This window comes from Thiomicrospira pelophila DSM 1534 (genome assembly GCF_000711195.1).
Classification (GTDB): Bacteria; Pseudomonadota; Gammaproteobacteria; order Thiomicrospirales; family Thiomicrospiraceae; genus Thiomicrospira; species Thiomicrospira pelophila.
In genome coordinates, this window is record NZ_JOMR01000001.1 from 309,851 (window position 1) to 330,712 (window position 20,862).

General features: G+C 45.4%; 19 protein-coding genes. 9 read left to right on the forward strand and 10 right to left on the reverse strand.

Annotated features, from left to right (window positions below; genetic code table 11):
• Nucleotides 1-27: 27 nt before the first annotated feature.
• Nucleotides 28-3,306: an EAL domain-containing protein gene (locus tag N746_RS0101460; protein WP_081835957.1), complete on the reverse strand. Its 3,279-nt coding sequence runs from the start codon at nt 3,304-3,306 to the stop codon at nt 28-30.
• Nucleotides 3,307-3,467: 161 nt separating this feature from the next.
• Here N746_RS0101460 and N746_RS0101465 point away from each other — a divergent pair, with 161 nt between their 5' ends.
• From N746_RS0101465 to N746_RS0101475, 3 genes are read left to right on the forward strand one after another with little or no spacing between them, the layout of a single operon-like run.
• The gene (locus N746_RS0101465) at nt 3,468-4,220 is read left to right on the forward strand and encodes a competence/damage-inducible protein A (protein WP_029933591.1); all 753 of its coding nucleotides are present in this window, start codon (nt 3,468-3,470) and stop codon (nt 4,218-4,220) included.
• Nucleotides 4,221-5,396 (forward strand): BaiN/RdsA family NAD(P)/FAD-dependent oxidoreductase, encoded by a 1,176-nt coding sequence (locus N746_RS0101470; RefSeq protein ID WP_029933592.1) that lies wholly within the window; start codon nt 4,221-4,223, stop codon nt 5,394-5,396.
• 8 nt (nt 5,397-5,404) lie between these two features.
• Nucleotides 5,405-5,854, forward strand: coding sequence for a hypothetical protein (locus tag N746_RS0101475; protein WP_029933593.1), 450 nt, complete (start codon nt 5,405-5,407; stop codon nt 5,852-5,854).
• A 54-nt stretch (nt 5,855-5,908) separates the two neighbouring features.
• Here N746_RS0101475 and N746_RS0101480 read toward each other — a convergent pair whose 3' ends face one another.
• Nucleotides 5,909-6,139 (reverse strand): hypothetical protein, encoded by a 231-nt coding sequence (locus tag N746_RS0101480; protein ID WP_156018227.1) that lies wholly within the window; start codon nt 6,137-6,139, stop codon nt 5,909-5,911.
• 580 nt (nt 6,140-6,719) lie between these two features.
• On the opposite strand from N746_RS0101480, the gene N746_RS0101485 reads away from it, so the two are divergent.
• The 3 genes from N746_RS0101485 (at nt 6,720) to N746_RS0101495 (ending at nt 10,165) form a co-directional block, all read left to right on the forward strand.
• Complete coding sequence (locus tag N746_RS0101485) at nt 6,720-7,457, forward strand: glutathione peroxidase (protein WP_029933595.1); 738 nt, start codon at nt 6,720-6,722, stop codon at nt 7,455-7,457.
• Nucleotides 7,458-7,598: 141 nt separating this feature from the next.
• On the forward strand, nt 7,599-8,954 hold the full coding sequence (gorA, locus tag N746_RS0101490) for a glutathione-disulfide reductase (protein ID WP_029933596.1): 1,356 nt from the start codon (nt 7,599-7,601) through the stop codon (nt 8,952-8,954).
• Nucleotides 8,955-9,073: 119 nt separating this feature from the next.
• Entirely contained in the window at nt 9,074-10,165 is a 1,092-nt protein-coding gene (locus tag N746_RS0101495) for a ComEC/Rec2 family competence protein (protein ID WP_029933597.1), read from the forward strand.
• On the opposite strand, the gene N746_RS0101500 is transcribed toward N746_RS0101495, so the two are convergent.
• The 5 genes from N746_RS0101500 to gmk form a co-directional block, all read right to left on the reverse strand.
• Nucleotides 10,162-11,367: a 3-deoxy-D-manno-octulosonic acid transferase gene (locus N746_RS0101500; RefSeq protein WP_029933598.1), complete on the reverse strand. Its 1,206-nt coding sequence runs from the start codon at nt 11,365-11,367 to the stop codon at nt 10,162-10,164. The two genes, N746_RS0101495 and N746_RS0101500, sit on opposite strands and share 4 nt — an antisense overlap.
• 3 nt (nt 11,368-11,370) lie before the next feature.
• Nucleotides 11,371-12,117, reverse strand: coding sequence for a 3-deoxy-manno-octulosonate cytidylyltransferase (gene kdsB, locus N746_RS0101505; RefSeq protein ID WP_029933599.1), 747 nt, complete (start codon nt 12,115-12,117; stop codon nt 11,371-11,373).
• An 83-nt stretch (nt 12,118-12,200) separates the two neighbouring features.
• Nucleotides 12,201-13,271 carry an iron-containing alcohol dehydrogenase family protein gene (locus N746_RS0101510; RefSeq protein ID WP_029933600.1) on the reverse strand — a complete coding sequence of 357 codons (1,071 nt, stop codon included), beginning with the start codon at nt 13,269-13,271 and terminating at the stop codon, nt 12,201-12,203.
• 47 nt (nt 13,272-13,318) lie between these two features.
• Nucleotides 13,319-14,503: a DegT/DnrJ/EryC1/StrS family aminotransferase gene (locus N746_RS0101515; protein ID WP_029933601.1), complete on the reverse strand. Its 1,185-nt coding sequence runs from the start codon at nt 14,501-14,503 to the stop codon at nt 13,319-13,321.
• Nucleotides 14,504-14,524: 21 nt separating this feature from the next.
• Nucleotides 14,525-15,142 carry a guanylate kinase gene (gmk, locus tag N746_RS0101520; protein WP_029933602.1) on the reverse strand — a complete coding sequence of 206 codons (618 nt, stop codon included), beginning with the start codon at nt 15,140-15,142 and terminating at the stop codon, nt 14,525-14,527.
• A gap of 121 nt (nt 15,143-15,263) precedes the next feature.
• On the opposite strand from gmk, the gene aroK reads away from it, so the two are divergent.
• The 3 genes from aroK to N746_RS0101535 all read left to right on the forward strand — a co-directional run bounded on the left by aroK (nt 15,264) and on the right by N746_RS0101535 (nt 17,996).
• The gene (aroK, locus tag N746_RS0101525; RefSeq protein WP_029933603.1) at nt 15,264-15,791 is read left to right on the forward strand and encodes a shikimate kinase AroK; all 528 of its coding nucleotides are present in this window, start codon (nt 15,264-15,266) and stop codon (nt 15,789-15,791) included.
• Between the two features lie 81 nt (nt 15,792-15,872).
• On the forward strand, nt 15,873-16,952 hold the full coding sequence (gene aroB / locus N746_RS0101530; RefSeq protein WP_029933604.1) for a 3-dehydroquinate synthase: 1,080 nt from the start codon (nt 15,873-15,875) through the stop codon (nt 16,950-16,952).
• 135 nt (nt 16,953-17,087) lie between these two features.
• The gene (locus tag N746_RS0101535) at nt 17,088-17,996 is read left to right on the forward strand and encodes a D-hexose-6-phosphate mutarotase (RefSeq protein ID WP_156018229.1); all 909 of its coding nucleotides are present in this window, start codon (nt 17,088-17,090) and stop codon (nt 17,994-17,996) included.
• Between the two features lie 406 nt (nt 17,997-18,402).
• On the opposite strand, the gene N746_RS0101545 is transcribed toward N746_RS0101535, so the two are convergent.
• Genes N746_RS0101545 through N746_RS0101555 form a run of 3 tightly spaced genes read right to left on the reverse strand, consistent with a single transcriptional unit; the run spans nt 18,403 to nt 20,845 of the window.
• Entirely contained in the window at nt 18,403-19,530 is a 1,128-nt protein-coding gene (locus tag N746_RS0101545) for a hypothetical protein (RefSeq protein WP_029933606.1), read from the reverse strand.
• Entirely contained in the window at nt 19,530-20,123 is a 594-nt protein-coding gene (locus N746_RS0101550) for a histidine phosphatase family protein (RefSeq protein WP_051678444.1), read from the reverse strand. Before N746_RS0101550 ends, N746_RS0101545 begins: the two co-directional genes overlap by 1 nt.
• A gap of 23 nt (nt 20,124-20,146) precedes the next feature.
• Entirely contained in the window at nt 20,147-20,845 is a 699-nt protein-coding gene (locus tag N746_RS0101555) for an ABC transporter ATP-binding protein (protein ID WP_029933608.1), read from the reverse strand.
• Between the last annotated feature and the right edge of the window lie 17 nt (nt 20,846-20,862).

Consider the following 20,862-nt stretch of genomic DNA (forward strand, 5'->3'; position numbering starts at 1 on the left):
CAGGTCTTATATTTTGTAGGACTCGATTTAAGTGGATGAAACTTGTTTCTTAAAGAGGTCAACCGGCACGGGTCGACTGAATAAATAACCCTGGAAGAGCTCACATTCATAGCTTCGCAAAATATCAAACTGTTCTTGATCCTCGACCCCTTCGGCAATTACGCTCATATTAAACTTCTGTCCGAGTGACATAATGGCTTGTACCATTACGGCATCCATTTGATCGTGTACTAAATCGTGAATAAAGGATTGGTCGATCTTGATTTGCGATAGTGGAAGTTGCTTTAAATAAGCAAGTGATGAATAACCCGTTCCAAAATCATCCATTGAAAATTGTATACCTAATAAGCGTAGCGCTTTCATTTTTGATATGGAGTCTTCCCGATGGCTTAATAGTACGCTTTCAGTGAGTTCGAGTTTTAACATGATTGGGTTGATTTGATATTGTGTCACTAGCCGCTGTATTTGATCGACAAACAGAGGATGACGCAGTTGATTCGCGCTGATGTTGACAGCCAATTGAATTAAACAAAGTTTCGGGTCAAGCCGCCATTCAGCTAGCTGTTTACAGGCGGTTTCTAGTACCCAGTTGCCTAAATTTAAAATTAGCCCCGTTTCTTCCGCGAGAGGGATAAACAGACTTGGTGGAACAAAGCCTCGCTGAGGATGTTGCCAGCGAAGTAAAGCTTCTGCTCCTAAAATACGACGCTGTGCATCCACTTGCGGTTGATAGTAAAGCTCTAATTGTTCTTGCTCGATTGCTTTTCTCAAGTCTTGCTCTAAACTGGCACGTTCATCCAACTCGGTTTGCATATCTGGATCAAACAATCGTACTTCGTTACGACCAGAGGCTTTGGCTTGGTACATCGCCATATCAGACCACTTAAGCAGATCTTCTAGTGATTTATCGTGATCCTGAAAAACTGTTAATCCCATACTGCTGCTGATGGAATACTCAATTTTATCGGTGTCGTTATCGATCTCAATAAAATACACTTGCCCAAGCGATTCACGAATTTTTTCAGCAACTTGTTTGGCTTGCTGAGCGGCTTTCATCGCTTGCGAATCTAACTCAGTAAGTAGAATAACAAACTCATCACCACCAAACCGAGCAACGGTATCACCACTTCGAACACACGCTTGAATTCGTTTAGCAACGTCTATGAGCAATCGGTCACCTATATGGTGACCATAACTATCATTCAGAACCTTAAAATGATCTAAGTCTAGAAATAATAGGGCCGCATGAAATTGACGACGGTCAGTTTGTGCCATGACCGTTTCAAGTCGGTCGATTAGCAATCGTCTATTAGGTAGGTTAGTTAATGGGTCAAAAAAAGCCAGGTTTTGTATTTGTTGTTCGGCTAAACGTCGTTCAGTTATATCCTGCACAACCGCAACAAAGTTACGAATTTGATGTTGTTGATCTTTCACGGGGGTAATGGTGACTTCTTCATAATATAGGTCACCATTTTTATGAGTTTGTTGAAGCACTCCGTGCCAAACCTGCCCTTCTCGCACAACCTGTTGAATTTGTTCGTAGAGGGCTTTGTCATGGTCACTAACATCATCCGGATGATAAAGCAGTTTCCCCTTAATTTCGTTGCCACTATAACCTGTAAGTTGGCTATAGGCTTTATTAGCCCAAATGATCACCCCTTTATGATCCGTGATAGCAATAGCATTGGCCGCATAGTTTAAAGCGGTGTCGTGTAATTTAAGACGTTCTTCAAACTGAACCCGGGATGTACTGTCGTGAATGATCGAAAACAATCGTGTTTGGCCATTAATTTGTACGGGAGAAGAATGTACATCCACATAACGCAGTTTGCCATTAGAGAGTTTATGCGTAAACACAAAGTAATTACGTTGTTGCAACGCGGCTAAAGTACGTTCTTTAGCTAGCTCTTGCTCGCTAAGGATGTTAATTTGACTGAGATTCATATGTCTCAGTTGTTCAATTTTATAGCCATAAAAATCAGCCGCAGCTTGATTAGTATCAATGATTTCACCCGTTGGCGGGTCAATTAAAAGCATGGGGGAAGCGTGTTTTTCAAACATTTGTCGAAAGCGCTGCTCGCTTTCAAGTAAGTCATGTGTTCGACGTTCGACTAGGGTTTCTAAGTTTTGATTGACTGACAGGAGTTCATGATTTAATTGTGCGCGCTCAAGCGCTACTCGATTAGCACGGCGGTTGTAATAAACCAAAAAACCGCTGAGTAGTATTAAAACCCCACCTAAGACAAGTAAGGCTGGAATAATACGAGCACCAAATCTATGAAAAATATCTTGCCAACCAAAATCTTCACGCGGCAAAACGTCGAGACGTAGCATGACCGCTTCAATAGGTTGATAATTGCCCGGTGGCGAAAAACCATAAATTTTTGCTTGTGCGGCTACCGGGTGGTCGGCCGATAAATTTAGCAAACTCATACTGACTTTTTTATTTAGGTTCGTATCAGTATCAGCACTAGCGGCGAATGGCCATTCAGGGTAGAGATCCGTCGAATGAACGTGTGGAAATCGACTATCTATTTTAGGTTGAATCAATTTAATTTGAGACCAGCTCAATGAACCTTCTTTTATCATTGACTCGAGTACGCCTGTCCGTACAAAACCTACATCGGCTTCTTTATTTAATACCGCTTTCACCACATTATCGTGTGGCATCCCAGTAAACAGTAACTTGTTAGGGCGACTATTCTGCTTATACATTTCCCAGCGTTGCATTAAGTAACCACCGAAAGAGTCTGGAAACGTCGCGGCGATGGTCACTTTTTCTAAATCAGACAATTCATTAAGCTTGTTATCTTCTGCACGACTAAAAATCACACCGCCGAATTCGGTCACAGGTACGCCACCGGCAAGTGGCATTAATGTTAATAGTGCTTTTAAGTTGGTTTGATGATTAAGACGGGCAAAGTGCTGTGGATTAGTTAAGATATAATCAAGTGATTGGTTGGCCATTGCTTGATTAAAATCTTCGTAAAAGAATACTTTAAGGCGCCAATCATGTTCGGGTACTTCTTGGTTTAGGTAGTTTATGAGTGGTTGCCAGCGTTGTTGGGTTTGGGCAACCGAACGAAAAGCTAAGACACCGACATTAATTGTGTTTTTGATCGAGGGGGTTGAGTCGGCCATCACGCACGGGGATACACCTAATGTCCAGACAAGAGCTATCCATAGAGCTAGGTGTTTGAAATAGGACAAGCTTATCCCCCATAAACAATTAAAGTTCAAATTAAGCATTTTGTAAGACCCTAAACGTCGAGTCAACTGCAAAAATGTTTTAAACTCAAGATTCATGATTTAACTTAAGTTTTCATTTGGATTATAAAGGCTTAAAGCCTAATGAGTATGATGCCTTTGATAAATCCTCAGGTTTAGGATTGTTGCATGCCATGATAAAACCTCTATCATATGAGTTCAGCTGACAAAGTCACGGCGTAAACATTGGGAGCGTATTAATGGCGCAGGGTTTAAGGTTTGGTCTAATCATAATAGGCGATGAGATTTTATCTTCAAAACGACAAGATCGACATTTGGCGAACTTGAATGCGTTATTAAAACCTAGAGGTTTGGCCTTGAGTTGGGTGCGTATTTTGGGTGATGAAGCTGGCTTGCTAGTTGATACCTTAAAGCAATCTTTTAATAGCGGGGATGCGGTGTTTTGTTGTGGTGGAATTGGTGCAACGCCGGATGATCGCACACGCCAAAGTGCGGCCAAAGCCTTAAACTTAGCCTTAAAGCGGCACCCAAAAGCGGTGGCTGAAATTGAAGACCAATTTGGTGAGCTAGCTTATCCGCATCGAGTTCTTATGGCCGAATTTCCTGAGGGTTCTGACATTATTCCCAATGCGTTTAATCGGGTTCCAGGCTTCTCGATTAAGCAGCATTATTTTATGCCCGGATTTCCGCAAATGACGCAACCCATGATGGAATGGGTGCTAGATACCTACTATGCCGATGCTAAACAAACACCAAGCGTTGAAAAAGCGATTCGTTTGTTGGATGGAGCAGAATCGGAATGGGTTGAGTTTATGGAAGCCTTTGAGCGCGAATACCCAAGCCTGCGCTTATTCAGTTTGCCACATATTTCTGTAGAGGGTCGCCGTACGATTGAGTTAGGGGTTGAGGGCGAACCACAGCTGGCTGAAGTGGGTTTGAACGCAATTTTGCATGAAGTAAACAAGCGCCAGCAGGCATGGGAACCGCTTTAAATGCAGCAATACGATGTGGTGATTATTGGTGCAGGTGCCGCAGGTTTAATGTGCGCCGCTCAAGCAGGTTACCGAGGTCGTCAAGTACTTGTGCTTGATCATGCCCCCAAAGCAGCGGCCAAGATTCGTATATCAGGGGGGGGCAAATGTAACTTTACTAACTTAAATGTAAAGCCCGAACATTACATTACTCAAAACCCTCACTTTGTTAAATCGGCCCTAGCCCGATATCCCTCAAGTCAGTTTATTGAACTGGTTGAGCGTCACGCAATTGACTATGAGGAACGATCTCATGGCCAGTTATTTACCATGCAAGGCGCCGGTCAGATTATTCAAATGCTGCGTCAAGAGTGCGATTGGGCAGAGGCGAAAATTCAGCTCAATACCCACATTCACAAGCTTGAGGCTCAGGCGGATGTTGGTTTTATCATTCAGACATCTGAGGGCGATTATATGGCCCAATCGTTGGTGGTGGCGAGCGGCGGGCTGGCTTATCCTAAACTCAAAGCCAGCGACTTTGGCCATCGGATCGCACAAAAGTTTGGCTTAAATGTGATGCCATCGCGACCAGGCCTGGTGCCTTTGGTTTTTAAGTCGAGTTGGAAAGATTGGTTTAGTGAATTAAGCGGCTTAAGTATGGAAGTGGAGATAAGGTCGGCTGGCCACATATTTCGCGAGGCAATGTTAGTTACGCATCACGGGATAAGTGGGCCGGTGGTGTTACAAACTTCAAATTATTGGCAGCCCGGCCAGCCGATAGAGATTAATTTATTGCCTGACAAAGATGTATTAGCTGAGCTAAAACAGCTTAAGTCTCAATCTCAAAGCCTGAACAAGTGGTTAAGTCAGTTAACTACTAAACGCTTCAGCCAGGCCTGGTTAGCTAAATATCCGCTCGACAAACCACTGGCCGAATGTACCGATAAAGAGCTAGAGGATTATGCATTAAGTTTAAGCCAATGGCGTCTTTACCCAGAAGATACAGCCGGGTACGATAAGGCCGAGGTATCCTTGGGCGGGGTCGACACCAATGAGGTGTCATCCAAAACATTTGAGTCCTACAAACAACCAGGCCTGTATTTTATTGGTGAGGTGCTGGATGTGACCGGGCATTTGGGCGGGTATAATTTTCAGTGGGCTTGGGCATCCGCCGTAGCCTGCGCACAAGCTGTATAGGAGAGCAGATGAATTTGTTGAATTTAAACACTGAAGATCGCGCTATTTTTGCCAAAACCTTGGCGACCTTGATTGGCGATCACAAGATGAATCCAAACGAAGTGTTTTTAAATGTTTTAGAAAGTACCGAAGCACCGGACATGAATTACTGGATGAGCCTGGTTTTATTAGAAGAACACGGGGTAGATGGTCAGCAAGTGTTAGATAAAGATGCCGCAGGTGAAGATGTAAAGCCATTGCAAGCGGCTTGTTTATTGCAGAATCTTGGCACCGTCGCCGCTTTGCTTGAAAAGCAAGCTTATCAGGGCAGTGTGGTCGATCGTGAATTTCAATTGGCTGCACGCATTGCATCCAAACACGAGGACCAAGCTTTACTGGGCGTGTTAATGAAATATGCGCAAGAGCGTAATGAACTTGAATGGATGATGAAAGCCTTGCAAGGCACACGGCTCCAGTAGTTGGAGGCCCTAGGTTTTTTATTATAGGACGTTCCTATTCTAGTGTAAGACGCGTTAGTCGAAACAGCTATAATTGCGTGTTGTACGATAAACACGGGCATCATGTGTGCGTTGTTGAGGGGGCATTTTAAATAAAGTCCATAGCAGCGTGTAATAACCAGCCGTTTCAAAATATTCTTCAAAAAATAGGCTGTACTCATCTGTCAACCATCCTCGGTCAAATACACCGCCCATAAATAAAAAACTGGCTGCTAATAACATCATCCAAAAATATTGGCTTTTCATAAAGCACAAGCTGCTTTGCCATGCAAATATCAAATGCCGTAAGCTGTAAAAAATGAATGGTAAAAATATCAGTATCGTAATAATGGCTGAACCGGTTGGGCTCGTCATATAAATCAGCCAGCTAGGGAGTTCGGTGTCGCGCAGTTCTAGTTCTCTTAAGAAGAAGCCAACCCTCAATAAAGCAAAGCCAGTACTTAGGTAAATTAATTTTCTCTGTTTGTGGGCGAACGTATTTATCAAAGCCAATATAAAAGCTATTAGAATCAATATGGCTTGAATGTTTTCGTATAGACCGTTTTCGGCCGCTAAGTCGGGCGCGCTGTAAATTTAAGACTAAATCCAACATAAAAATTATGTTGGATTTAGTAGAGTTCGAGAAGAGATTTGAGCGCTAGTGTCATATTTATTACACAAATATGACAGAAAATTTAAAGTCAAACCTGGTCAATAGTTTTTAGCTATCAAAACTATTGATATATTTAAATTTACTAATTGAGACTGTATCGCTAAACTAGCATCCAACCGAATAAGTCGGTTAAAATTTTTAGCTGATTTTTACACTTAACGATGGAGATAAAACATGGCATTACCAAATAAAGAAGGTCAACGCGTTCCTAACGTAACTTTCCCAACTCGCCAGAATGGTGATTGGGTTAATGTGACAACAGATGAGTTGTTTAAAGGTAAAACAGTTGTTGTATTCTCACTACCTGGTGCGTTTACGCCAACTTGTTCTTCAACCCACCTTCCACGTTACAACGAATTAGCGCCAGTATTTTTTGAAAATGGCGTAGACAGCATTGTATGTATGTCAGTAAACGACACGTTTGTAATGAACGAGTGGGCACAAGATCAAGAAGCGAACAATGTAGTTCTAATTCCTGATGGCAACGGCGAGTTTTCAGAAGGTATGGGCATGCTGGTGGACAAAGCAAACCTTGGTTTTGGTAAGCGTTCATGGCGTTATTCGATGCTGGTAAAAGATGGCGTTGTTGAAAAAATGTTCATCGAACCAGAAGTAGAAGGCGACCCATTTGAAGTGTCGGATGCCGACACCATGTTGAACTACATCAACCCAAGTGCGAAAAAGCCACCAGTTGCGACTATCTTCACTAAAACAGGCTGCCCATTCTGTGCTAAAGCGAAAGCGGCACTAGAAGATGCAGGCATTAAGTATGAAGAAATCCTTATCAGCAACAGCGGCGTGACTTCACGTACTCTACGTGCTGTTGCGAATCGTGATACGGTACCTCAAGTGTTTATCGAAGGTAAACACATTGGTGGATCGGAAGAGTTGACGGCTTATCTTAAAAAATAAGTTTTAATTGGCTCAGTCCATAATCACCAGGCTTGGTGGTTATCAAGGGAGCTTCGGCTCCCTTTTTTCAACAAACTTGTTTTGTGTGGGATTAGTTTGAATCATAGACAAAACAGGTTTAAAAAGAAAGGATACACAACCATGAAATATGATTACGATGTGATAGCGATTGGGGCCGGCAGTGGTGGTTTGTCGATTGTTGAACGTGCGTCAGAGTACGGCAAAAAATGCGCTGTGGTTGAAGCCAAAAAACTAGGCGGCACTTGTGTGAATATTGGATGTGTCCCTAAAAAAGTCATGTGGTTTGGTGCGCATATCGCTGAAGCTTTACGTGATGCGCCAGACTTTGGCTTTGATGTGGATGTTAAAAGCTTTTCTTGGTCAAAGCTGGTAGAAAAGCGTGAGCAATATATCCAGAACATTAATACCTGGTACAACGGCTACATGAAAGACTTGGGAGTGGATGTGTTGCAAGGCTGGGGCAGTTTTGTCGATAACCACACGGTTGAAGTTGATGGTAAGAAATACACAGCTGAAACCATCGTGATTGCACCAGGTGGCGTACCCGATATCCCCCAGGATGTTGAAGGTGCTGAATTAGGTATCACATCAGATGGTTTCTTTGCTCTAAAAACGCAGCCTAAAAAGGTCGCCGTAATTGGTAGTGGCTACATAGGCGTTGAGTTAGCCGGTGTATTCCAAGCTTTAGGCACGGACGTGAGCTTATTAAGTCGTAAAGATCTAGTGTTGCGTGGTTTTGACGATATGATTCGTGAGAACTTAACCGATGCGATGATTACCAGTGGCATACATAAAGAATACCATTTCCGGGTTGCGCGTATTTACCGCGCCGAAAACGGCAGTTTGACGGTAGAAAGTGAAGACGGTCAGCACTTAGAAGGTTTTGATGAAGTGGTTTGGGCGGTAGGGCGTCGTAACTTAATTGAACCAATGAAAATTGAGAACGCGGGGTTAACCGCGCATTCAAAAGGCATTATTGAAGTGGACGACGAACATCGTACCTCCGTTAATAATATCTTCGCAATTGGGGATGTGACGGGTCAGCCGCAATTAACACCGGTGGCGATCCGTGCGGGTCGTTTCTTGGCTGAGCGCTTATACAATAACAAACCGCACTTGAAGTTGGACTTGAATGCGGTGCCAACGGTTATTTTCTCTCACCCGCCAGTGGGAACAGTTGGCTTGGCGGAGCATGACGCGCGTGCGAAATACGGCGATGAGAATGTAAAAGTCTACACCTCGATTTTCACGCCGATGCGTTATGCCTTTACCGAGCACCAAATTAAAACCGCGCTAAAGTTGGTCGTGACCGGGCCGGAAGAGAAGGTCGTGGGCATTCACATTGTTGGCGATACAGCTGACGAAATGTTGCAAGGTTTTGCGGTAGCCGTACAAATGGGGGCGACTAAAGCCGACCTAGATGCGACCATAGCGATTCACCCTAGCTCGTCAGAAGAGTTGGTGACGATGCGCTAAGTCGTCGTAAGACTGTAAAAGTTAAAAAGCCCGCGGGATCAAATAGATGATCCCGCGGGCTTTTTTTTGGTGAGTTTAAAATTAAGGTTATAATAGCTTAAAAATTAAGGACTCTTTTTGTGCCATTTGAAATTGACTTTTTACCTTCCGAAACCAACGGCGAAATTGGCGATGCCATTGCCTTGCGTTACGGTTTAACAAGTAATCAAAAAATCATCGTTTATGATGCCGGTGATTCTCAGCATGCGCAAAAACTGGTTCAGCACATCCAGTATTTTTTTAACACAGACCGAGTTGAACATCTCGTCTGCTCTCACCCGGATTCCCACAGTACACCAGGCCTGGTGGTTTTATTAGAGCAAATGCAGGTCGGAACATTGTGGTTACATCAGCCCTGGCTATATTGCAACGATATGGCGAGTTACTTCGCCACCAACCAATGTAATGAACCCGGTTTGGGGCAAACCTTTGAAACCAAGTTTCGCGACAGTTACGAACTGGCCAAGCTCGCTAACCAACAAGGCGTGCCGATTAAAGAGCCTTTCCAAGGTCAATGGATCGGACACTTTCATGTGTTATCGCCCTCTAAAGAATGGTATGTAAATGATTTGGTTGCGCAATTTAAACAGCCTATTTCATCGCCCAATCATTTACTGCGTTTTTTACGGTGTTTAAGAAAAACTGCCAAACGTGCGGTGTCTTGGGTCGCAGAACAGTGGGAAACTGAATATTTACCCGAAACCGGTCACACCTCCGCTGAAAATGAAAGTTCGGTGGTGCTCTATGGAAACCTAGAAGATTATCACTATGGCTTATTATTGACCGGGCATGCCGGCGTTGAGGCACTACATCGAGCGCTGGATTATTTAGAACAACTCAATATTAATGCACCCAGACATATCCAATTTATACAAATCCCACATCACGGAGCCTTAGAGCATGTATCGAGCGTGTTACTCAATCGTCTAGTAGGCGCGCCGTTGGAGCAAGAACCAGTGGTTAAAAATAAGGTGGCATTTATCTCGACCCCAGCTGGCGAGTCGTCTTATCCACATGCATCGGTGGTGAATGCGTTATTAAGACGCGGCGTAAAAGTGGTGGCGACCGAAGGTAAAATTAAGCGTCATCATAAAAACACCCAAACCTCTCCGGACTGGCGCGTCGCACAACCGCTGCGTTTTAGTGAGCAGGTTAAGTTAGAGTCGAACTAGATTAAGTTGAGGGCTTTTTTATAATCTTCAAGGATATTGGCTTGGTTTTGGATGCATTGCAAAGCATGAGTTGCCAACTCATCGGCCAGAGCTTGGTTGGTTAGAAGTTGGTTTAAACGCTGTTGAAGTTTGTCATAATCCGGGCACAGGATAATTGCAGAATGTTGTTGAAACTCGGCGAGTTCGTCTTCGAAGTCACTATTATCCCAGCCGGTGATGATGGTGCGCCCAAGCGCCGCCGGTTCTAGGAAGTTGTGTCCACCCTTGGCAACAAACGATCCGCCCATAATCACTAACTTGGCAAACGCAAACAAACCCATTAAATGCCCAAACCGATCATCTATAAACACTTGTGTATCGTTACTAATGGTTTGCTGACGACTAGCTAGGTTTACGTGTAGATTGAGTTGAGCGAGTTGTGTTTGAATTTGCGCACCTCGTTTCGCATGACGCGGCACAATCACCAGCAATTCGCTACGCTGTAGTTGCTGCCAGCGTTGGGCGATTTGAACTTCCTCATCGGCATGAGACGAAGCCAGCAAAATATAGTCACGCTCAATTTCACGCTTATACTGGGGCAATGAATTGAGTCCGGCCTGTTTCAAATTACCCAAAATCTGCACCTTATCAGGATCCGCACCTAGTTGGATATAGCGTTGAGCTTCGGCGTTGGAACGTGCTAAGACTTGATGGGTGTGACTTAAACACAAGCGATATTGCGCTTTAAGCCAGTTAGGTGCATTCAAGCTTTTACGCGACAAACGCGCATTGATTAAACGAATTTTGATGCCTTGCTGGTGGGCAAGTCGATAAAGGTTGGGCCAGAGTTCGGTTTCTACCACCCATAACTGGGTGGGCTGGCTGACTTTTAAAAACCGACGGATTGCAAAAGGCCAATCAATCGGGCAATAACGGAGTTGGGCGTTGGCTAAATAGAGGGCTTGCGCGGTTTGAAAACCGGTGGGCGTGTTAGTGGTAATTAACCAGGCTTGGTGGGGGGCGGATTTTAATAAGGCTTCGACCGCTTTAACTTCTCCTACCGAAGCACAATGCACCCAAATAGCACCAGGCCTGGTGGTTGGATAAGAAAGTCCCAAACGTTGTTTTATAAAGCCCCAGCCACCATGGCGTTTAATGGCATCTAATACAATCAAAACCAAAATCAGTGGGCTTAATAAACGAATTAAAAACTGGTAAAGCATGGCTTAGTGACCAGATAGCAGCAAGGCTTCCATCATTTCGATATCACCCGGCACATCGACTTCAGGTGAATCGTGCTTGCTTAGAACAACTTTAATTTTGTGCCCGTATTCCAGCGCTCGCAACTGCTCTAGTTTCTCTATGTCTTCTAACTGCCCCATGGGTAGCTGATTAAATTGATCCACAAATCGTTTGGTGTAGGCATAGATGCCGAGGTGTTTGAAAGAGTCGTGATCCCAATAGTCGCGGCCATGTGGAATGGTGGCGCGTGAAAAATATAGCGCAAAGCCATTCACATCCGTAACAAGTTTCACGTCTTTCGGACTGGTAATTTCGGCTTGGTTAACGATTTTGAAAGACAAGGTCGACATTTCAAATGAGCCGTCGTAATCAGGCGCTAAAAATGGCGAAATAGCAGCCTCAATTGACTCGTGATGTACTAAAGGTTGGTCGCCTTGGACATTTACGATTAGCGCATCATCACTTAAGCCCAAAGCTTGAGCCGCCGCTGCAATACGGTCTGTGCCGGAGGCCGCTTCCACTGGCGTCATGATGACATCGCCACCAAACTCGCGCACGACTTCGGCAATGCGTTCGTCGTCAGTGGCTACGTATACTCCTGCTAACCCCTGAGCTTTGGCGATGCGTTCATACACATGCTGAATCATCGGTTTGCCAGCAATCAGTTTAAGCGGTTTGCCCGGTAAGCGTGAGCTGCCATAACGCGCCGGAATAAATACATAAGTTTGCATAAATGTCTCGTTTAAAGAGTTTTAACCACGGAGGATACAAAGCAATACTTGCTTCTCTTCGTATCCTTCGTGGTAATAACCCATTACATTTTGTTAAATAATGAACGCAATAATTCAGGCGTAACGTGAGTTTGCCAGTCTTTTCCGTAGACGTTTTCCCAAAGCGGCGCTAAGCCAGATGACACACGAATCATTTTTTGCATATCGTCTTCAGATAAGTCTTTAGTGATGCCTTTGGGTAAAGTGATATTGTGTTTTTTCATCATTTCGCGGAATTCACGCACGCCTTCCGGATAAAAGTCATCCAACACGTCCATGACGATGCAGTTACCGATGCCGTGGTGATAACCCATGACATAAGACAAACCATAAGATAAGGCATGGCACGCGCCAACTTGGCTGTACGCGATGCTTTGACCGCCCATATAAGACGCCATCATCAATTTTTCGTCGGCGTCTGGGTGATCACCAAGATACACTTCGCGACAAAGATCGAGCGATTTTTCACCGAATGCACGCGCGAATTCATTAATGTAAGTGCCGTTTAAAGCTTCAATGCCGTGGATATAACAATCCATACCGGTATAGAACCACTGATCGGTCGGCACACCTTTTACCAAATCCGGATCCATAATGATCTGGTCGAACACAGTGTAATCCGAGTTCATACCTAATTTTTTATCTGGGCCGGTTAAAACCGTGGTGCGCGATGCTTCAGCGCCTGTACCAGAAATAGTCGGAATGCCTACATGATGTACGGAAGGGTTTTTAATTAAATCCCAACCTTGATAAGACGCCGAACCGCCCGGATTGGTCAACATTAACGAAATAGCTTTAGCCAGATCCAAAGTCGAGCCACCGCCTAAACCGACTACGCTAACCGGGTTCTGGTCTGCAAAAGCTTGCACTTTTTCGGTTAGAGCATCGACATAAGTGGTTTTAGGTTCGTCAGTCACATCTACCCACAAAATCATGTCATGCGGTAAAGCCGGAATACGTCCTTCAAGTGGTTTACCTTTATGGACGCTATCGACCGCGAATACGACAAAATCTTTGTCGGTCTGGCGTTGCTCAGCTAGGACTTCGTCGAGCTGGTCGAACGAGCCACGACCAAAAATCATGCGAGGTACAGTTTTAAAGTTACGAAATTTCATTCATCAATCCTTTATTCAATCACCAGGCCTGCTGGTTGGCGGGGCGTTTATTTAAATACGTTAGCAAAGGCGTCAATGCGCTTTTGAATGTCGGCGTCTGACCAGCTCAAATTAATCAGCATAGATACGGTGCGGCTCATAATCTCATCCGACTTAGGTGTTTTAACTTGGCTATAATCCGGGCGGTCTGCAATTAACTCAATCGGCAATTTGGCCGGACCTTTCATTTGCTGAATATGGGTCCAGTTTTTCAAGTAATGCCAGTTGTTCCCATACCAGTAAAACACCGCTGGAATGCCTTCGGCTTGTAAACCGGCGACCACTTCACGAGCGCGAGTTTCGCTTGGTAGCATAATGCTTAAGAAGCCCGCATTGTCACCGGCTTCGTCCGGTAGATCTCGGAAAGAAATTTCACTGTATTGTTTTAATGCATCTTTCAGTGATTTTTTGTTACGACGCTGGATGTCTAAAATACGATCCAACTTTTTCCACTGCGCCACACCCACCGCGGCATTCATTTCCGAAATGCGATAGTTAGCGCCCATAATTGGATGGCTTTCTGCGCCCCGATCCGAACCGATATGATCGTGCCCATGATCCGAATACTGGTGTGCGTAGTCGTAAATTTTACTGTCGTTGGTTAAAACCGCACCACCTTCGCCGCAAGAAATGGTTTTAACCGAATCAAACGAGAAGGTGCCGACCTGACCAAAGGTACCTAAAGATTGACCTTGATAGGTTGCGCCAGTGGCTTGGCAAGCGTCTTCTAAGAGTACGATGTTGTGCTTGTCGCAAACCGCTTTAACTTTATCCATGTAGCCGCCCGAACCACACATGTGTACAAAGTTGACGGCACGTGTGCGCGGGGTAATCACGGCTTCAATGCCTTCCGGTGACAAGCACAGGGTCTCATCAATTTCAGCAAATACCGGAATGGCACCCGCTAACACAATCGCTTCTACCGAGGCCACAAACGTAAATGGTGGCACAATCACCTCATCACCCGCGCCAATGCCGGCAGCGGCTAACGCCGTAGTTAGGGCTGCGGTGCCGCTCGATACTAAGTGCGCATGCTTGACTTTAATCGTGTCCTGAATCATCTGCTCCAGTTCGCGAGCTTTCCAGACATCGTTGCGCATGCCATCAAAGTTGTAACGGAAGGTAAAACCCTTGTCCATTACCTCAGCAACCTGTTGTTTTTCGGATTCATCAAATAGCTCAAAGCCCGGCATGAAACTCTCCAGTCAAAAAAATTAAGAATGTTTAATTAGTGTATCGAACAAGGCGCCATGACGCGCTTGCTGTTGGTCTAGTTTGAGTCGGTTGGCGACAAAAATGGCGTGCAACTGATGTAGCGCCGCATCAAAGTCATCATTGATCACCACATAGTCAAACTCAGGATAATGTTGCATTTCCGAAACCGCATCTTGCATGCGGCGCGCGATGACATCGGTACTGTCAGTGCCGCGACCATTTAAACGCCGATCCAGCTCTTCAATTGAAGGCGGCATAATGAAAATCGAATAGGCATTAGGGTAAAGCTTGCGAACTTGTTGCGCGCCCTGCCAGTCAATCTCTAAAATGACATCCTGACCGGCGGCTAACTGTTGGTCAACGCTGGCTTTGGTGGTGCCGTAAAAATTATCAAATACCTGCGCGTATTCCAAAAACTCACCCGAGCTGACTTGAGCTTTAAACTCCGACTCATTGACAAAAAAGTAGTTAACCCCGTGTTTTTCACCCGGACGGATTGAGCGGGTCGTGGTCGAAATGGACACGCGAACCAATAAATCTCGATCCAGCAACTTGCCAACTAAAGAAGTTTTGCCTGCACCGGATGGAGCCGAAATAATATAAAGATTGCCTAACATAGGATTCTCGACAGGACGATATTCGTCAAACACAAAAAAATTTAAACTATCTTATCAAACCAAGCTAATTTGCGTGTAGGTTTTTAGATTCTGTCGCGCAATTTTGGATACAATAATTTATATGCAAAAACAAAGTATTTTTTTAGTCGGCCCAATGGGGGCCGGAAAGTCCACGGTCGGTCGATTTTTAGCTGAACGACTGGGCTATGAATTTATCGACAGCGACCACGAAATCGAAGAGCGAACCGGCGTCACGATTCCGATGATTTTTGATATCGAAGGCGAAACTGGTTTTCGACAGCGCGAAATGACGGTGATTGACGAACTCACACAACGCCCCAATATTGTATTGGCAACCGGCGGAGGTGTGGTATTGGCTGAAGATAATCGGCGCGCATTACGTTCGCGTGGGTTTGTCATTTATTTACGCTCTTCGGTCGAATCTTTGGTTCAACGTACCAAAAATGACCGTAATCGCCCATTACTTCAAACCGACGACCCAGAAAAAGTGATCCGGCAAATTTTGGAAGCTCGCGATCCGCTCTATATGGAAATTGCCGATTTGGTGATCGAAACCCAGCAAGTGTCGGTGTTTCGTGTTGTTAAACACATTCATGAGGCGCTGGAAGCCCAGGGCATCGTGTCGTGACGCTCAGCTCACGATTAATATTGTAAAAGGCCGCCGCTTTAACGACGGCGATCAACCCGAAAACGCATTAAGGACAGACCATTGATTACTCTTAACCTCGACTTAGGTGACCGCAGTTATCCGATCTATATCGGCCAGGATTTATTACAGCAACCAGGCCTGGTGACGCCCTTTGTAAAAGGCACCCAAGTGATGATCGTTACCAATACCACGGTCGCGCCTTTATATTTGGATACTTGCAAAGCTCTATTCAAAGATTTCGAGGTGGACTGCGTGATTCTGCCTGATGGTGAAGAATATAAGAATCTAACTGTGATGAACTCGGTATTCGACAAACTGATCGAACGTCATTTTGACCGAAAATGTACCTTGGTGGCTTTAGGCGGTGGCGTCATTGGTGACTTAACTGGTTTTGCGGCGTCCGCTTATCAGCGTGGCGTGCCGTTTATTCAAGTGCCCACCACCTTATTGTCACAAGTGGATTCCTCGGTGGGTGGAAAAACCGGCGTGAATCACCCGAAAGGCAAAAACATGATAGGCGCGTTCCACCAACCGCAAGCCGTAGTGATTGATACCCATACCTTAAATACTTTGGACGACCGTCAACTGTCGGCCGGTTTAGCCGAAATCATTAAATACGGTTTAATTCGTGATTTGGCTTTTTTTGAATGGTTAGAGCAAAACCTAGAAGGTTTAATGGCGCGCGACCACATCTTATTAGCCGAAGCGATTCAACGCTCCTGCCAAAACAAAGCCGACATCGTCGCCGCCGACGAAACTGAGCAAGGCCAACGTGCCCTGCTTAACCTGGGCCATACTTTCGGTCACGCGATTGAAGCCGGTATGGGCTATGGTACTTGGCTACATGGCGAAGCGATTAGCGCGGGTATGATGCAAGCGGCTTATATGGCGCAATTACTAGGCGACTTAAGCGCCGCCGATGTAGAACGCATCGGTGCGATTTTTAAACGCGCCAAACTGCCGATTTATCCACCCAACGAACTCAGTAACGAGCAGTTTATGCAATACATGGCGGGTGATAAAAAAGTCCAAGCCGGTAAAGTGCGTTTAGTCTTATTAAAGTCAATCGGCGAAGCCTACATCACCGGTGATTATCCCGCTGAAATCCTAACCAAAACCCTCTCTGACTGGCGGGTGTAAAACGCCATAAAACCAATTCACTATAAAAAACCAGTGTCATGTTGAGCAAAGCGAAACATCTTTTAAACCAAAAAAGCGCTTTCGCACTGCTCAGGGTGACAAGGGATGCCCTGACATTAATTAAAAGGACAAATCATGATCAACCAATTGCAGCAGCGCTTTAACCATCCGAATGTGCGTTTTTATTTGCGTGACCAATTGGTCATGATTGAGCTAAAAAATCAGTTTGGTGAAGCTACCATCACCACTCATGGCGCGACCTTGTTAAGCTACATTCCGGCTGGCGGCACAGATTTATTATGGGTGAGCGAAACCGCCATTTATGACGGTAGCAAACCAGTGCGCGGCGGTGTACCCGTTTGTTGGCCGTGGTTTGGCGCGTACGACGACAGCAAAATGGGCGCGCACCCAACCGATGCCGCCAAAAAAGCTCACGGATTTGCGCGTTACGAATTATGGGAAATCGAATCCGTTGCCAGCGTCGGCGAGGCGACTCAAGTGATCTTAAGCCTAACGCCCAATGCCTCAATAGAAAAAGCTTGGCCGTTTGATTTTAAAGTTAGCTTAGCCATAACGCTTGGTGAAAAGCTCACGGTCGAATTAATCGGCGAAAACCGTAGCAACCAGGCCTGGTATGTTACCGAAGCGCTGCATACCTATTTCAAAGTCGCCAAAGCACCAGGCCTGGTCGTCGAAGGCTTAGAAGGTAAAACCTACTACGACAAAAATCAAAATTTTGCCGACTTCCAACAAACCGACACTTTAAAAGTACAAGCGCCCATGGACTGTGTCTATGTCGATCATAATGACAAGGTGGTGATGAAAGACCAAGGCCGCGATATCGTGATGGACAAAATCAACAGCGCTAGCACCGTAGTATGGAACCCAGGCGCAGAAGGCGTCAAAGCCTTCGCCGATATGCCCGACGACCAATACGAATTTATGGTCTGCGTCGAAGCCGCCAACGCCCTACAAAACGGCTACCAACTCAAAGCCGGAGAAAAACACACCATGGGTATGGTGCTGTCAGCGGTTAAAAAATGAGAGTCCCTAGCGATCTAGAGATACTCAGTGCAATCTATGAAACCTACTACAACGAATTTGCAAATTATGATAAGAACAAACCAACACGACAATCTAAGATTTTGGTTCCAATAAGCTGTAAATTTATTGGTGAAAAGTTAAATGTTGATTCTGATATTGTATTTGGTAGGCTCTATTACCATTTAGAAAAGCAACATGGCTATAAGCGTAGTGATGAATCTCGTGTATATTTCTTTGCGAATCGAGTAGGTGAGGAAATTCACTGTATAAACTTCCCATACATGGCATCGGCACTAGGTCAGTTGAAATATGAGAATCGTAAGTTTTTGATCACTTCATGAATGTCCGGTGTTGCACTTGTGCTTTCAGCGTTTGCTGTAGCGCTCAGCTATTTTAATGTCGTTAATTAAAAATAAGCCGCCCATTGAATATAAGCTTGGGTGGTGGTTTCGAATTCGGTGTTTTTGTTGCCGAAAGATTGTTGAAGGCCGAGCAGGAGTTGTTGGGTGTTGGAAAGTGAATAAGTACCGTTGAGCATCAGTAGGCCGCTGTTGTCTTGCAGGTTTTGCAAGGCGCTGGCGTTTAAGCTGGATAAAGCGGTGATTTCCATGCTGCCGCCTAGGCCTAGGTAATATTGGTTTTTGGTAAAGAGTTGGCCGCGCGCGATGCGAGCCGCGAGTTCGTTTGATAGGGTGGTGGGTTTGGCCTCATCTTCGCCAAAGCTGTTGTAAAAACTTTCGATATAGCCGGATATATTGCGTTCCCACCACGACCAGGCCTGGTGATAGTTAACTAGGCCGCTGGTTTTAATCTCGCCGCTTTCTAGTTGAGTGGGCATAAGTTCTAAATTCCATTGGCCGTCGAGCCAGTTTCCGCTAAATGAGAGTCCCAAAACGGTGTCGTCATAATCTTTCGCGAGCATGATGTGGGTTTCTATTGTTGCAAAATGTCGCCAAAAAGCGGCGTAACTGGATTGATCGGATTCGATGTTGCTGCTTTGTGTATTACGCCTAGGCACGGCTAGTAAACTGAAATCATCACCGGAATTCATTAAATATTGGGCATGTATCATGTCGCTGCCGGGTTTGTATTCTGTGTCGAATGCGGTGGGGGCGAAGGGGTTAAATAGGTCCAGCGGGTTAAAGATCATGCCTTGTCCCCAGCTAAAGGCTTGCCGCCCTACATTTATAGAGTATTGCGCTTGGGTGTAGCTGACGCTTAAACGATCTATGCGGTGTTGGGCGATCACATCCTGTTCGTTAACTAGGGTGTGTTGCAGGTTCATCACTTGCGCATTGTCATTTGGGATCGGTAGACTACCAATGCCCTCGCTGGCAGCGGCTTGCAGTTGGTAGTCGAGTTTAAACGACCAGGCCTGGTAATATGTTTGGTTTTTTAAACGCAGGTCGGTGGCGGCTAAAGCATCGCTATCTTTTGATTGGCCTAAGCCTTTTATATGTCCGTCCCAATCGGCCGACGCATTGTGGGCTGCAAAACAAAGCACCAGGCCTGGTAGTAGCCAGCGTATCGACATTAATCAAAAACCTTTATCGCGATTAAATCGAACAGACCATCTCCTAGCGGCTCAATAACGGCTACATAGCCGGGCTGCACGCGCTGATGAATGAGCTCACCTATGTTGGGGCGATGGGTAACTAATATCAAGTTGCCTGCGCCGGTGTAATCTCCGATCAGGCGTTTTATGGTGGCCATGTTGTGCTTGGCTTGCTCTTCTGGCAACGCGCGGATTAAGCGCAGTTCGGGTTTGATTTCGTATTTTCCAAACGCGAGTTGAGCGGTGTCTTTGGTGCGACAGTTTGGGCTGGCGTAGACGGCTTCGATCGGGACTTGGTAGTGACGGAAGGTGTGGCCAATCACTTGAGCTTGGGTGCGGCCTTCGTCAGATAAATTACGTTCGATAAAACAAGATGGGTCGAGCGAGAAGGGATCGCCGACGTTTTCATCCAGTTTAGCGTGTTGCACTAACACGACTTTACCGCCTTGTTGTAGTGCGGCCCAGAATTCTTCGTCTTGGGCGTGTGCGTTATTGAAACTGGTGATTAACGCTATACATAATGCAAACAATCCAACAACATAACCAGGCCTGGTGGTGATTTGAAATGACATGTCGATTTCCTTTTAATTATGGATTAACTCTTATTTGTAGCTAAATCATCCGATACGACTTGGCCGTCACGTAGTTGAATTTGGCGTGGGGCGAAATGAATCACTTCGGGATCGTGGCTAGTGATAATAAAGGTCATATTCAGTTCTTCGTTTAGCTGTTTTAGCAGTTCAATCAGCGCGCGTGAGTTTTGACTGTCGAGGTTAGCGGTGGGTTCGTCGGCTAAGACTAAGCTGGGCTTTGCGGCGATGGCGCGTGCAATCGCGACACGTTGTTGTTGACCGCCGGAAAGATGCGCTGGTCGCCTATTTTCTAGTCCTTCTAAACCGACCGCTTTTAAGACTTCGTGTGCACGCGCTAGTGTGCTGGCTTTGTCTTGGCCTTGCATTTGCATAATAAACGCGACGTTTTCGAGCGCACTAAATACCGGGATGAGATTGTAAGATTGAAAGATAAAGCCGATTTTATTTAGGCGTAAGTCGGTGAGTTGATCGGCATCGAGCTTGGGGGTGGATTGCCCGTTAAGCAGAATGTCTCCGCTATCTGGTCGCTCTAGCCCGCCGATTAAGTTTAATAAGGTGGTTTTGCCCGAACCGGATGGGCCATATAACGAAATGAACTCGCCTTTTTCGATGGTCAGGCTTACTTGGTCGACCGCTTGAATCAACTTGTCGCCATCGTGATAGTGTTTGCAAAGTTGTTGGATTTCTAAAATCGGTTGCATAGGCATCCTTTGTAAAG